Annotated in this window: 11 protein-coding genes; 3 read left to right on the forward strand and 8 right to left on the reverse strand. The window is 73.0% G+C overall.

The features are described from left to right. Position 1: 1 nt before the first annotated feature. A complete protein-coding gene (glgX, locus tag ACIBBA_RS13715; RefSeq protein WP_396696977.1) occupies positions 2-2119 on the reverse strand; it encodes a glycogen debranching protein GlgX in 2118 nt (705 codons plus the stop codon). Positions 2120-2457: 338 nt separating this feature from the next. Between glgX and ACIBBA_RS13720 the strand changes: the two genes are divergently transcribed. Next, positions 2458-3858 (forward strand): glycosyltransferase family 4 protein, encoded by a 1401-nt coding sequence (locus ACIBBA_RS13720; RefSeq protein ID WP_396696979.1) that lies wholly within the window; start codon positions 2458-2460, stop codon positions 3856-3858. Positions 3859-3984: 126 nt separating this feature from the next. On the opposite strand, the gene ACIBBA_RS13725 is transcribed toward ACIBBA_RS13720, so the two are convergent. The 5 genes from ACIBBA_RS13725 to ACIBBA_RS13745 form a co-directional block, all read right to left on the reverse strand. Then, the gene (locus ACIBBA_RS13725; protein ID WP_396696980.1) at positions 3985-5166 is read right to left on the reverse strand and encodes a Cmx/CmrA family chloramphenicol efflux MFS transporter; all 1182 of its coding nucleotides are present in this window, start codon (positions 5164-5166) and stop codon (positions 3985-3987) included. A 491-nt stretch (positions 5167-5657) separates the two neighbouring features. Beyond that, positions 5658-6941 (reverse strand): citrate synthase, encoded by a 1284-nt coding sequence (locus tag ACIBBA_RS13730; protein WP_396696982.1) that lies wholly within the window; start codon positions 6939-6941, stop codon positions 5658-5660. Positions 6942-7100: 159 nt separating this feature from the next. Next, positions 7101-9188, reverse strand: a complete 2088-nt coding sequence (locus tag ACIBBA_RS13735; RefSeq protein ID WP_396696984.1) for a sulfatase-like hydrolase/transferase — start codon at positions 9186-9188, stop codon at positions 7101-7103. Continuing rightward, positions 9181-10608 carry a class I SAM-dependent methyltransferase gene (locus ACIBBA_RS13740; RefSeq protein WP_396696986.1) on the reverse strand — a complete coding sequence of 476 codons (1428 nt, stop codon included), beginning with the start codon at positions 10606-10608 and terminating at the stop codon, positions 9181-9183. The genes ACIBBA_RS13735 and ACIBBA_RS13740 overlap by 8 nt, the downstream gene beginning before the upstream one ends. A gap of 17 nt (positions 10609-10625) precedes the next feature. Then, positions 10626-10775: a hypothetical protein gene (locus tag ACIBBA_RS13745; RefSeq protein WP_350876644.1), complete on the reverse strand. Its 150-nt coding sequence runs from the start codon at positions 10773-10775 to the stop codon at positions 10626-10628. Between the two features lie 191 nt (positions 10776-10966). On the opposite strand from ACIBBA_RS13745, the gene ACIBBA_RS13750 reads away from it, so the two are divergent. Continuing rightward, positions 10967-11365 (forward strand): VOC family protein, encoded by a 399-nt coding sequence (locus ACIBBA_RS13750; protein WP_396696988.1) that lies wholly within the window; start codon positions 10967-10969, stop codon positions 11363-11365. 9 nt (positions 11366-11374) lie between these two features. On the opposite strand, the gene ACIBBA_RS13755 is transcribed toward ACIBBA_RS13750, so the two are convergent. Beyond that, positions 11375-12061, reverse strand: a complete 687-nt coding sequence (locus ACIBBA_RS13755; RefSeq protein ID WP_396696990.1) for a helix-turn-helix domain-containing protein — start codon at positions 12059-12061, stop codon at positions 11375-11377. A gap of 83 nt (positions 12062-12144) precedes the next feature. Between ACIBBA_RS13755 and ACIBBA_RS13760 the strand changes: the two genes are divergently transcribed. Next, positions 12145-12999 carry an arginase family protein gene (locus tag ACIBBA_RS13760; protein ID WP_396696992.1) on the forward strand — a complete coding sequence of 285 codons (855 nt, stop codon included), beginning with the start codon at positions 12145-12147 and terminating at the stop codon, positions 12997-12999. An 11-nt stretch (positions 13000-13010) separates the two neighbouring features. On the opposite strand, the gene ACIBBA_RS13765 is transcribed toward ACIBBA_RS13760, so the two are convergent. Next, entirely contained in the window at positions 13011-14240 is a 1230-nt protein-coding gene (locus tag ACIBBA_RS13765) for a glycosyltransferase (RefSeq protein ID WP_396696994.1), read from the reverse strand. Between the last annotated feature and the right edge of the window lie 2 nt (positions 14241-14242).

Here is a 14242-nt window from a genome sequence, read left to right on the forward strand (position 1 = left end):
GTCAGATCGTTCTCTCCAGCACCACCAGGGAACGGTCCGGCACCCGCAGGGTGCCGCCCGCGCTGATCACGGTGACGTCGCCCGGTTCGGGTTCGGCGGTGCTGATCACCCGTTCCCACTTCTGGCCGTACTCGCTGCCGGGCAGGGTGAAGTCCAGCGGCGCGTCGTGGGCGTTGAAGCAGAGCAGGAACGAGGCGTCGTGGTGGCGCTGGCCGTACTGGCCGCGCTCGCGAATGCCCTCGCCGTTGACGAAGAGCGCCACCGAGCGGCCGAAGTCGTTGCCCCAGTCCTCGCCGGTCATCTCCCGCCCGTCCGGGGTGTACCAGGCCAGGTCGGGCAGCGGGGCGTCGACCTCCCGGCCGCCGACCGGCAGGCCGGTGAAGAACCGGCGGCGGCGGAACACCTGGTGCCGGGCCCGGAACGCGGTCAGCGTCCGGACGAACTCCAGCAGCTGCGAGTCAACGTTCTCCCAGTCGATCCAGGCCAGCTCGCTGTCCTGGCAGTAGGCGTTGTTGTTCCCCCGCTGGCTGCGGCCCAGCTCGTCGCCGTGGCCGATCATCGGCACGCCCTGCGACAGCACCAGGGTGGCCAGGAAGTTGCGCCGTTGCTTGGCGCGCAGCGCGAGCACCGCCTCGTCGTCGGTGTCGCCCTCCACGCCGCAGTTCCAGGACCGGTTGTGGCTCTCGCCGTCGCGGTTCTCCTCGCCGTTGGCCTCGTTGTGCTTGTCGTTGTACGACACCAGGTCGTGCAGGGTGAACCCGTCGTGGACGGTGACGAAGTTGATGCTGTGGAAGGGGCGCCGCCCGTCGTCCTGGTAGAGGTCGGCGGAACCGGAGATCCGGGAGGCGAACTCGGCCAGGGTGGCCGGCTCGCCGCGCCAGAAGTCCCGCACGGTGTCGCGGTACTTGCCGTTCCACTCGGTCCACAGCGGCGGGAAGTTGCCCACCTGGTAGCCGCCGGGGCCGACGTCCCACGGCTCCGCGATCAGCTTGACCTGGCTGACCACCGGGTCCTGCTGCACCACCTCAAAGAAGGTGGAGAGCCGGTCGACCTCGTAGAACTCCCGGGCCAGGGTGGCGGCGAGGTCGAAGCGGAAGCCGTCGACGTGCATCTCCTGCACCCAGTAGCGCAGCGAATCCATGATCAGCTGAAGCGAGTGCGGGCTGCGCACGTTAAGGCTGTTGCCGGTGCCGGTGTAGTCGACGAAGTAACGCCGATCCTCCTCCGAGAGCCGGTAGTAGCTGGGCGCGTCCACGCCCTTGAAGCTCAGCGTCGGCCCGAGGTGGTTGCCCTCGGCGGTGTGGTTGTAGACCACGTCGAGGATGACCTCGATGCCGGCGGCGTGCAGCGCCTTGACCATGCCGCGGAACTCCTGCACCTGCTGGCCGAGCCGGCCGAGCGCGGAGTAGCCGTGGTGCGGGGCGAAGAAGCCGATGGTGTTGTAACCCCAGTAGTTGCGCAGACCCAGGTCGACCAGGCGGTGGTCGTGCACGAACTGGTGCACCGGCATCAGCTCGATGGCGGTCACCCCGAGCTTCGTGAGGTGCTCGATCATCGGCGGGGAGGCGATCCCGGCGTAGGTGCCGCGCAGCTCCTCGGGGATGTCCGGGTGGCGCATGGTCAGCCCGCGCACGTGCGCCTCGTAGATCACCGAGTGGTGGTAGGGGGTACGCGGCGGCTTGTCGTTGCCCCAGTCGAAGTAGGGGTTGACCACCACGGACTTCGGCATGAACGGCGCCGAGTCGGTCTCCGACATCCGCTCCGGGTCGCCGAGGTCGTAGTCGTAGACCGCCGGGTCCCAGCTCACGTCGCCGTCGACCGCCTTCGCGTACGGGTCGAGCAGCAGTTTGTGCGGGTTGCAGCGCAGCCCGTTCGCCGGATCGTAGGGGCCGTGCACCCGGTAGCCGTAGCGCTGTCCCGGCTCGATCCCGGGCAGGTACGCGTGCCAGACGTAGGCGTCCACCTCGCGCAGCTCGACGCGGAGCTCGGCGCCGGTGTCCCACTCGTCGAAGAGGCAGAGTTCGATCCGCTCGGCCACCTCGGAAAAGATGGCGAAGTTGGTACCCATTCCGTCGTACGTGGCGCCGAGGGGGTAGCGCTCGCCCGGCCAGACCTGCATGTCGCTCCTTCGGTTCTGATCATGAGCGCACCGCATCATGAGCGCACCGGACGGCGGGCCGGACAGTGCGTACGGCGGTAATGCCCCGCGTCCGGTTCGGCCAATCCATCCTTTCAGGCGGCGCCCGGAAAACGGCCGGTCTGCGCCCGGAGGGGACTGTCAGGTGTCGTCCGTCACCTTGGCCCGTTTTGGAGATGCGATATCGGGCCGGATGGCCTTTCCTTGTTCAGGGACGCGCGTCGGCGCACGTCCCCTCCTCGGCCCTCGGCCCACCCACGATCTCCCGCTCTGCCGCCACTGGTGTCGGCGCGTACGACCCTGCCTGTACGGAGAAAGATGTGACGACCCTCCGGCTCGGCGACCAGCTCGCCACCGCCCCGGACCGCGCCTGCCGACCCACCCTCACCCGGACCCAGATCCCGACTTCCGGCCCGGCCGGCGTCGCGCCGCCGTCGCGGCGCATCCTGATGCTGTCGTGGGAGTACCCGCCCGTGCTCGTCGGTGGCCTCGGCCGGCACGTGCACGCCCTATCCGTCGCCCTGGCCGCCGCCGGCCACGAGGTCACCGTCGTCACCCGCCACGCCGAGGGCGCCCCGCTCGAGGAGTACGCCGACGGCGTTCGCATCGTCCGCGCCGCCGAGGACCCGGTCACCTTCCCCCTGGCCACCGGCAGCCTGCTGGCCTGGACCATGGCCTTCAACCACACCCTCACCCGAGCCGCCCTGCGCGCCACCGAGGCCGGCGACTACGACGTCATCCACGCCCACGACTGGCTCGTCGCGCACACCGCGATGACGTTGCGCGAGCACCTGGACATCCCACTGGTCACCACGATCCACGCCACCGAGGCGGGCCGGCACCAGGGCTGGCTGCCCGAGGAGATGAACCGCACCATCCACGGCGTCGAGCAGTGGCTCAGCACCGAGTCCGGCCGGGTGATCGTCTGCTCGGGCTACATGCGCGACGAGGTGACCGGGCTCTTCGGGGTGCCGGCCGGGCGGGTCGACGTGGTGGCCAACGGGGTCGAGCCGCACCGCTGGCGGGCGTCGCGCAGCGCGGTGGCCGCCGCCCGGGCCCGGTTCGCCGGGGACGGTCCGCTGGTCACCTTCGCCGGCCGGCTGGTCTACGAGAAGGGTGTGCAGCACCTGCTCGCCGGGGTGCCCCGGCTGCGGGAACGGCACCCCGGCCTGCGCGTGGTGATCGCCGGTGACGGCCCCTACCGGGCCGAGCTGGAGGCCGACGTGCACCGGCTCGGCCTGGCCGGCGCGGTCAGCATGCCCGGCTTCCTGGGCGGGGCCGAGCTGCCCGCGGTGATGGCGGCGTCGGACTGCTTTGCGGTGCCGAGCATCTACGAGCCGTTCGGCATGGTCGCCCTGGAGGGGGCGGCGGCCGGCGCCCCGCTCGCGGTCGCCGCGACCGGCGGGCTGGCCGAGATCGTCGAGCCGGGGGTGACCGGAATGACCTTCCGGCCGCAGGATCCGGACGGGCTGACCGAGGCGGTGCACGCGCTGCTCTCGGACCGGGACCGGGCGCGGGCGCTGGCCCGCCGGGCCCGCGCGATGGTGCACGAGCAGTACGGCTGGGCGGCGATCGCCCAGCGCACCGCGGCGAGCTACGGGGCCGCCATCGCCACCGCCCCGGCGTTCACAGCCGAGCGCGCCGCCCAGCGCATGTCGGCTGGCCGCGCTCTCCCGCCGATCGCCGCCGGCAACCTCCTCGCCGCAGCCGGTCTGCGCTGAGGTACGCGTCGGCGGGGCAGCCCCGCCTGACCTACGCGTCGGCGGGGCAGCCCTGCCCCGCCGACGCTGTCGAACTGCTCCAGATATGAACCGCTGATCAGACCGCGCTCCCCCGGTTCGCGTGGGTCATCGTGTCGTCTGGTCGACGCGGGGTGCGATGACTCGCAGGAGCGGCAGGGCGATGATCAGGGCGATCGCAACCAGGAGGCCGCTGACCCACACCGGCCCGAGGTCACCAGCATTGGCACCGAGGGTCGCTGCTGCCACGACGGGGCCGCCAGCAGCACCGAGGTTGAGCGCCGCGGTCGCATACGACCCTCCCATGGTGGGGGCGCCCGCCGCCGCGTAGAGCACTCTGGCGATCAGGGTGCTGCCCAACGCGAAGGAAAGCATGCCCTGCACGAACACGAGGAGCAGAAGCGCCGCCGGCCGGGCAGCCAGGGTTGCCAGCGCCACCCAGCCGAGCAACAGCAACGGGCCACCGACTGCGATCACGATGCCGGGACGCTGATCGGAGAACCGTCCCGCGAGGGTGACGCCGGCAAACGACCCGACACCGAAGAGCACCAGCACGACCGGGACCCACAGCTCGCCCAGGTCGGCGGTGCCGGTCACGATCGGCGCCAGGAAGGTGAACGTGGCGAAGGTGGCAGCGTTGACCAGGGCACCGAGCAGCATGACCAGGACCAGCCTGGGCCTGGCGAGCTGGGCGAGCTCGCCTCGCAGGGACGAGCCAGCCGGAGTGCCCTGAGGGGTCGTGCCGGAACGGGCCGGAATGCTCCTCACGACGCCGTAGGCAGCGGGCGGGCAGAGTAGTGCGATCGCCCAGAAGGTCGCCCGCCAGCCGAGCAACGTGCCGAGCAACGCACCGCCGGGAACTCCGGCGATGGTGGCCACCGTCGTACCGGAGAGCAGCACCGCCAGTGCGCGCCCTTTCTGATCACTTGCGACGAGCGTGGCCGCCGTGCTCAGTGCCACAGCCAGGAAGCCCGCGTTGGCCAGGGCGGCGATCACCCGGGTGACGAGCAGGACCGCGAAACTCGTCGCGAGGGCGCCCACGACGTGGGCCACGGCGAAAACCAGCACGAAGCCCAGCAGACTGGCCCGGGCCGGCCACCGGCGTGCAAGCGCCGCCATCAGCGGCGCGCCGGCGACCATCCCGACAGCGAACGCCGAGGTCAGAAGCCCGGCGGCCCCGACTGACACGTCGAGGCTCGTGGCGATGTCCGGCACCAGGCCGGCGAGCATGAACTCCGAGGTACCCATGGCGAAGACCGCCACGGCAAGCAGGTAGAGCGGCAGAGGCATCGAGAGCTCCGAGGTGAGAGAGAACGAGGAGACGTCTCGTCACCGCGGCCAGCCCCAAGGGTGCGCGTGAATGTCCTACGCAGCGAGAGCCGCTTGGCAGCGGACTAGGAAATCAGCGGTTCCGGGGGCTGACGGCGTGACCGAAAGCCCCCACCTTGGATGCCTCAGGGCTCGACATGGCGCTAACACTACGCAACGCCACCGGCCATCCCGCTACCCGGTTCCGCCTCCCGCGGGTCGTCAGCCTCGTCCCGATGACGCGGCCAACCGCCGGCGGGCTCGACCTCCGGGCCCGGCCCGCCCGGTCCGGATATGGAGCAGTTCGACAGCGACCAGGACGTGGTTGGTGGCACGGCGGACAGGCCCGCAACCGGGCGTCACGCTCAGCCCCGCAAAGCGACGCGACCGTCCTCGGACCGGCTCACCTCCCGCAGACGCGGCAGGCCGCCGACCCGAGTGGGTCGGCGGCCTGCCGGTGGTGGAGCCGAAGGTCAGCGGTTGCCGAAGGGCACGTAGTCCCGCTCGGGCGAGCCGGCGTAGACCTGCCGCGGGCGGCCGATCTTGGTCTCCGGGTCGTTGATCATCTCGCGCCACTGGGCGATCCAGCCGGGGAGCCGGCCCAGGGCGAAGAGCACCGTGAACATCTTGGTCGGGAAGCCCATGGCCTTGTAGATCAGGCCGGTGTAGAAGTCCACGTTCGGGTAGAGCCGGCGGGAGACGAAGAAGTCGTCGGCGAGCGCGATCTCCTCCAGCTCCATCGCGATGTCCAGCAGCGGGTCCGGCTTGGCCATCCGGCCGAGCACGTCCTGAGCGGCCTTCTTCACGATGGCGGCGCGCGGGTCGTAGTTCTTGTAGACCCGGTGGCCGAAGCCCATCAGCTTGACGCCGTCCTGCTTGTCCTTCACCTTCTGCACGAAGGAGCGGACGTCGCCGCCGTCGGCCTTGATCTTCTGGAGCATCTCCAGCACGGCCTGGTTGGCGCCGCCGTGCAGCGGGCCGAAGAGCGCGTTCACGCCGGCCGAGACCGAGGCGAACAGGTTGGCGTTGCTGGAGCCCACCAGCCGGACGGTCGAGGTGGAGCAGTTCTGCTCGTGGTCGGCGTGCAGGATGAAGAGCATGTCCAGCACCCGGGCCATCACCGGGTCGACCTCGTACGGCTCCGCCGGCACGCCGAAGGTCATCCGCAGCAGGTTGTCCACGTACCCCAGCGAGTTGTCCGGGTAGAGCAGCGGCTGCCCGATCGACTTCTTGTAGGCGTACGAGGCGATGGTCGGAACCTTCGCCATCAGCCGGACCGTGGAGATCTCCACGTGCTCGGAGTCGAACGGGTCCAGGCTGTCCTGGTAGAAGGTGGAGAGCGCGCTGACCGCCGACGAGAGCACGGCCATCGGGTGGGCGTCCCGGGGGAAGCCGTCGAAGAAGCGGCGCATCTCCTCGTGCAGCAGCGAGTGCCGGCGAATCCACTCGGTGAACTCACCGAGCTGCTGCTCAGTCGGCAGCTCACCGTAGATGAGCAGGTAGGAGACCTCCAGGAAGGAGGACTTCTCGGCCAGCTGCTCGATCGGGTACCCCCGGTAACGCAGGATCCCTGCGTCGCCGTCGATGTAGGTGATCGCGGACGAGCACGACGCGGTGTTGACGAAACCGGGGTCGTACGTCGTCAGCCCGGTTTCCTTCAGCAGCTTGCTCACCCCGATACCACCGGGGCCTTCGACCGCGGAGTGCACCGGCATCGACAGCTGCCCACCGGGGTGATCGAGCTTGACTTCCGTCATGTGGTTCCTCGCTTCGCCGGCAGATCTACGTTGAATTGCCTTCGCTTCTACCGTAATTGCGGTTCCCAGGACACCGCCCACCGTGGTTCGGCGGTGAGGTATGCGTCACCCGATTCCCGACCGGCGGGCTGGGAAACCCGACGAACGGTACCCGCCGGCTCAGGAGAGCGCGAGGTGGCGCAGGCCCCCGTCGGCGGCGATCTGGTAGACGTCGAGTTGGTTCGGCCCGGCGTGGAACAGCCGGTCGTCGGCGAGCAGGGCGGCGAAGCGGCGGCCACCCGGATCGGGGGGCACCACCGGCACCACCGCGCCGATCCGGCCGTTGACCGCCACCGCCAGCAGCGTGCCGTCGGGTACCGAATCCGGGACGTCACCCCAGACCAGCGCCGGCAGGGCGCCGGTGTCGGGGTCGGTGGCGCGGAACGCGGCCAGGTCGGCGACCCGGGCCGACCCGCCGGCCGCCGGTCCCTGCCCCACGGCCGTGCCGACCAGCGGGTGCGCGGCCGGCAGCGTCGGGGGCGTCGGCACCCCGTCCGGAATTGTCACCGGCTCCCCCGGCCGGTCGTAGAAGTGCTTCTGGCCGGGCGGCCGGGGTGCCGAGCGGGCCGAGCGCCCGTCCACCCGCCACGGCAGCCGGATGCCGGCCTCGTCGGCCACGGTCGGCAGCAGGTCGACGTGCTCCCAGTTGCGTTCGTCGACCCGGCCGGCGCGCTGGCCGGGCTCCTTGACGAACATCGGCACCCAGGCCACCTCACCGGGGGCGGCCTTGATGGCGTCCATGCCGCGCCCCTGGAAGCCCTTGCTGAAGCTCACCCCGTGGTCGGCGGTGACCACCACCATCGCCTGGTCGTAGAGGCCGCTGGCGCGCAGCGTGCGCAGCGTCTCGCCGATCAGCCGGTCGGTGTAGCCGAGCTGGGCCAGGTGCCGCTGCCGGGCCAGCTCGACCCAGCCGGCGCCGTCGTTCGGCAGGTCGTCCGGTGCGTCGTAGCGGACTCCGGACGGCAGGAAGGCCCACGGCGAGTGCGGCATCAGCAGGTGCAGGAAGTGCAGCGTGGGGCGGGGAGCGGGCTTCAACCCGGCCAGGAAACTGGTGAACCGGACCGGCTGGTTGTCGTCCAGGCTGTCCCAGCGGAACTTCGGGTCGGCCGGCACCGGCTCGGCGGCGTCCAGGCCGGCCTCCGTGCGGGTCTGCTCCCGGTAGGAGTCCTCCGGGTCGATCCGGCTCTCCTGCGGCGCGGTGACCTGACCCAGCAGCCGACCGGTCTCCCGGACCAGCACGCCGAGCCCCTGCTCCGGGGCGACCGGCTGCTCGCACCGGCTGGGCGGGCAGAGCCGGGTGATGCTCTCCTCGGCGCGGATGTCATACAGGCCGCCGAAGGCGGTGAAGAGGTTGTCCGGGTACTGCGAGTAGTGCGGCGCGACGCCCCGCGCCGGATATCTGCCGGTGAGCATCGCGGGCAGCGCGTAGGGCGTCCAGCCGCTCACCCCGGTGGCGTTGCGGTACCAGGTCGAACCGCCAGCCAGCTCGGCGAAGTGCGGGAACCGGGCGGCGTCGACGCGGCCGTCCGGGCCGAGCAGCGACACCAGCGGCAATTCGTCGAGGACGAGCATGACCACCGGCGGGTGTACGGCGGTCGCGGCGGTGCCGGCGGTCCCGTCCGCGGCGCGCGGCAGGACCAGCACGGAGCTGGGCGAGGCGGCCAGGAAGAGCCCGACGAAGACCAGCGGGCCGACGGCGGCCAGCCGCAGCACCCGCCCGGGCGCCCGCCACCGCCGGTGCGCGGCCGCGCCGAGCGCGCCGAGCGCCACCGCGGCCAGCAGCAGCGGTACGCCCCGCAGCGGCGTGCCGTGCCGGCCGACCTGCACGGCCAGCGCCGCGAGCAGGGCCCCCACCAGCACGGTGTGCGTCACCGACCGGGCGGCCCGGCCGGCCAGCCGGCTCAGCGCGCCGAGCAGCGCCGGTGGCACGGTGGGCACCACCGCGACCAGGGCCACCAGGAGCAGGATGTCCGCCCGCTGGGCGCGGTGGAAGAGGAAGAAGTCGGGGCTGCGACCGAGCACGTCCAGCAGCGGCTGGGTGACCACCAGCCCGACCAGCGCCACGATCTCCAGCAGCCGGCCCAGCTCGGCCCGCGCGCCGAGCAGCAAGCGCCGACGTCGGTCCCCCGCCGACGCGCTGCCGGTCGGCGACGCGGCACCGTCGGCCGGGCCCGGCGGTGGACCGCCGGCGGGTGCCGGCTCAGCCACCCACGACCGCCGTGTACAGGGTCCGGGTGCCCGACGGCAGCTCCGCACGCCGGGCGATCCGGCAACGCGCCGCCAGCAGCCGTTCGAACTCCTCCCGGCGGTAGTCCGGAAAGAGGCCCTCGGGCTTGTTCGCCAGCAACCGCCGGGCCATCGGGTCGTCCGGGTGGACGAACTCCACCACGATCCGCGCGCCGGGCCTGCCGAGGCCGACGAGCCAGTCCACCACCTCGGGCAGCGGCACGTTGCGGCCGATCGCCAGGTGGTGCACCACGGCCAGGGCGAGCACCACGTCGGCGGCCGCGGCCCGGTCGGCGAAGGAGGCCCGCTCGACGCCACGCCAGCCGCCGCCTGGCGACGGGTCGGCGAGGTCCATCACCAGCGGCAGGATGCGGTGCTCCCGCTCCTCGCGCAGCGCCCGGTAGAGCGCGTCGGCGACGGCCGGGTCCTGCTCGACGGCGACCACCTGATCGGCGTGCCCGGCGGCGAGGCGGGCGTAGCGGCCGTCGTTGGCGCCGAGGTCGAGCACCAGCCGGGGCCGGGGGCCGTCGGCCAGCGCCGCGGTGACGAAGCGTTCCTTGGCCACCCGGTCCTGGGACGAGTATCCGCAGGTGCGCTGGTAGTCGGCCCAGTGACTGGTCGCGGGGCGCCGGTCGAGCCGGCGGACCAGCTTCTCGATGCCGCGTACGGTGGCCAGCGCCAGCTCCCGGGAGTAGCCGGCGGCGCGCAACTGGGCGCGCACGTCGGTGGTGCTCGCGGCGGCGTTGCGGCTCTGCATCGCCCCGTGCAGGTGCAGGTGGGTCGGTACGCCGGGCAGCAGCCGCCGGGCGCCGCGGAACAGCGGCCGGAGCTGGTCGGCCTCGATGCCGTCCACCCGGGCCCGCAGCCACGGTTGGAAGTCCACCCCGAGGTGCGCGGTGAGCAGCATTGGGTAGAGCAGCGTCTGGCAGAACTGGCGGTAGCCGGCCCAGGGTTCCCCGTCGCGTAGCGGCTCGAAGGAGCCGACGTCGATGAAGACCGGTTCGCTGCCGCGCCACTGGAGGTTGTAGGCCGAGCCGTCCTTGGTGGTGAACCCGGCGGGCAGCGCCGCCTGGAGGATCTCCAGGTGCAGCAGCGCGGCGTCGCGCAGCATGCCGAACGACCACTCGTACGGGTGGGAGATGAACGGGATCCGCTCGTGGCGCAGCACGGCGGCCCACGGGGTGTCGGCGGGCACTCGGGCCGGCTCCACCGCCTCGGTGCCGCAGACCTTGCCGGCGGCGAGCAGCGCGGTGAAGAAGTCGGTGCCGGCCAGCGCGCGCCAGTCCTCGGCCGCCCGCGCGTCGAGGCCGCGCAGCACGTCGTCGCCGACGTGGAAGACCCGGTTGGCCGGGTCGCGGAAGGAGCCGGGTTCGGGCCGCAGGCCCGCGGGGGAGATCGCCATCGCCGGTGCCGGCCGGGTCAGCGGTGGTCGGTGGGCTGCCGGCGGAACCGGTCGACCAGCCGCCGCCAGTAGAGCTTGGCGGCCACCGCGACGCCGGCGACCCCGCCGACCACCGCCTGCACGATCAGGCTGCCGGACCCCGCGTCCAGGTAGGCCAGATGGATCACCGACCGCTCCTTCCCCTCGCCGTCATGTCACCGGCGTCCCGAGCGGTAGAGCCTGAGGCTTTTGACCCGGAAAGCCGGACTTGTCTGCCACCGTACGCCGATCATCGTCGCCGTGAAGGGCACACCGGACACTCGTCCCCCGTCCGTTTCGTTCAAGACACCCGGCGGTGCGATCCCTACCGTGAGAAGGCATGACGCTCCGATTCGACTTCATCGGCCTGGCCACCACGGACATGGCACACACCCTCGATTTCTACCGTCGGCTCGGGCTGGACATCCCGCCCGGCGCCGAGTCCGAACCGCACGTGGAGGCGACCCTCACCGACGGCGTCCGGATCGCCTGGGACGACGTGACGATGATCCGTTCCTTCCATCCGGACTGGATGCCGCCGACCGGCAGCCCTCGGATGAACCTCGCCTTCCGCTGCGCCGACCCGGCCGAGGTCGACCGCCGGTACGCGGAGCTGACCGAGGCCGGCTTCCACGGCGAGCTGAAGCCCTGGGACGCCTTCTGGGGGCAGCGCTACGCGGTGCTGCACGACCCCGAGGGCAACGGCGTCGACCTTTACGCCCCGCTTGCCGAGGGGTGAGCGCCCCGCTCAGCCCGCCAGCAGGGCGGTCGGCGGGACGCCGGCCAGGTCCCGCACGTCCCGGGTGAGGTGCGCCTGGTCGGCGTAGCCGCACGCGGCGGCCACCTCGGCCAGCGGCACGCCGGTGCGGGCCAGGTCCAGCGCCCGGCGCATCCGCAGGATCCGGGTGAGCGTCTTGGGGCCGTACCCGAAGAGGCGCCGGCTGCGGCGGTGCAGGGCGCGCGGGTCCAGGTCGACCTCGGCGGCGATGGCGGCGACCGGCACCCCGGCGGCCGCGGCGGCGGCGACCCGGGCCCCGAGCCGATCCGGCCCGCCGGCGGCCCGCAGCCGGGCGGCGGCGAGCGCCGGCAGCACGGCCGTCGGGTCGGCGGCGACCCGCTCGGCCAGGTCGGCCACCGCCTGGTCGCCCCACAGCGCGGCGAGCGGCACCCGGGCGTCCCGCAGCTCGTCGGCGGGCACACCGAACACGGCGGGGCCGACGCCCGGCGGCAGCCGCAGCCCCACCCACCGCTCCCCCCGGGCGCTTACGCTCACGAACGCGGTCCGGTCCGGGCCGGCCACCAGCAGCCCGGCCAGGCTGGACCAGATCAGGTCCACGCAGCCGTCCGGCAGCACCCGGCTGACCCGTTCGCCGCCCGGATTGGTGCTGGTCCACAGCACGGCGCCGGCGACGCCGGCCGGGCGCTCCCGGTACATGCCGACCAGCCTGCCACGCCGGCGGCGCCGCAGACGACACCGAACCCCCGCGCCGCCGCTAGGGGCACCGGTAGCCTGCCGGTGTGCGCTGGGTGGTGGTGGACGCGCCGCTGGACTCGTCCGGCGCGGGCCGGGGCGAGCAGCGGGCGCCGGCGGCGCTGCGCCGAGCCGGGCTGCTCGCCGCCCTGCCAGCCGACGACGGCGGCCAGATCGACGCAATGGTCGGCGACCCCACCCGCGATCCGGCCAGCGGCCTGATCGGCGCCGCCGCGGCGCGCCGGGCCGGCGCGGCGATCGCCGCCCGGGTCGGCGAGCTGCTCGCCGCGGGCCGGCGGCCGCTGGTGCTGGGTGGCGACTGCGCGATCCTCCCGGGCATCTGCCTCGCCCTGCCGCCGGACAGCGAGCTGTGGTTCGTCGACGGTCACCCGGACTTCCTCGACGGGACGACCTCCGAGACCGGCGAGGGCGCCGACATGGACCTCAGCGTGGTCACCGGGCACGGCCCGGCCGTGGCGGTGGGCGTCGACGGCGCGTTGGTCGACCCCGCCCGGGTCCACCTGCTCGGGCACCGCCCGTCCACCGAGGAGACCAGCCGGGTCGAGGCGGCCCGGGTCGACCCGCGGATCCACCAGCTGCCCGCCGCCGAGCTGCTCCGGCGCGGTCCGGGCGCGGTCGGCGTGGAGCTGGCCGACGGTGGCGACGGCCCGGCCTGGCTGCACCTCGACCTGGACGCGGTCGACCCGCGCGACCTGCCGGCGGTCACCTACCCGGAGCCCGACGGGCTGCGCTGGCCCGACCTGGTCGCGCTGGTCACGCCGCTGGCCCGCGCCGGCCGGCTGCTCGGCATGAGCGTGGCGGACCTGAACGCCGACGAGGACCCCGACGGGCGCCACGCGCGGCGCGTCGTCGAGGTCCTCGCCGAGGTGCTGGGCCCCTGACCGCCGGGGACTCAGTTGCGCCGGTGGTGCATGCCGAGGCGGAGCAGGACGAACCGCAGCACCGTCGCCGCCAGGTTCGCCACCACCAGCACCGCCAGCTCCAGCGGACGGCCGGGCGCGGCGGTGACCACGTGCAGCCCGGCCAACGCGCCGCTGGTCAGGGCCAGTCCGAGGGCGAAGGCGAGCAGCCCCTGGAGGTGGTGCCGGCCGGCGTCGCGGCGGCCGCTGATGCCGAAGGTCAGCCGCCGGTTGGCCGCGGTGTTGGCGACCGCGGTGAGTAGCAGCGCCAGCAGGTTCGCCGGCTGGGCGCCGAGGGCGCCCCGGGTGGCCACGAAGAGCAGCAGGTACGCCAGTGTGCTGGCCACCCCGACGGCGGCGAACCGGACCAGCTGCCGGGGCAGCCCGACCGGCACCCGCGCCGGCGGTGCGGCCAGCGGCGCCCGGCCCAACTGCTCGCGCAGCTCCACCAGGGGCAGCGCGCCGGTCAGCAGCGCCCGACCCAGTCGCCCGATGCCCCGCAGGTCGGCGTAGGCGGTGGCGACGATGTCCACCCGGCTGTCCGGGTCGTCCACCCAGTCCACCGGCACCTCGTGGATCCGCAGGCCGGCCCGCTGGGCGAGCACCAGCAGCTCGGTGTCGAAAAACCAACCGGTGTCCCGCACCAGCGGCAGCAGGCCGCGCGCCACGTCGGCGCGGATCGCCTTGAAGCCGCACTGCGCGTCGGAGAACCGGACCGCCAGGGTGCCGCGCAGCAGCAGGTTGTACGCCCGGGAGATCACCTCCCGCTTGGCGCCACGGACCACCCGGGAGGTCCGCGCCAGTCGGGTGCCGATCGCCAGGTCGGAGTGGCCGGAGATGAGCGGGGCGACCAGCGGCAGCAGTGCCGCCAGGTCGGTGGAGAGGTCCACGTCCATGTACGCGAGCACCGGCGCGGCCGACGCCGACCAGGCGGTCCGCAACGCCCGCCCGCGCCCCTTGGCGTTCAGGTGCAGCACCCGGACCGAGGGCAGCTCGGCGGCGAGCGCCTCGGCCACCGCGAGGGTGGCGTCGGTGCTGGCGTTGTCGGCGATGGTGATCTGGAACGGGTACGGGACGTGCGCGCTCAGGTGGGCGTGCAGCCGCCGTACGCACGGGCCGAGGTCGGTCTGCTCGTCGTGGACCGGGATCACCACGTCCAGCACCGCGGCCGGCGTGCTCTGCCGGGTCTGCGGGCTGGTCCACGCTTCGGTGGAGTTCGTCATGC

The organism is Micromonospora sp. NPDC051006 (assembly GCF_044456245.1).
Taxonomy (GTDB): Bacteria; Actinomycetota; Actinomycetes; order Mycobacteriales; family Micromonosporaceae; genus Micromonospora.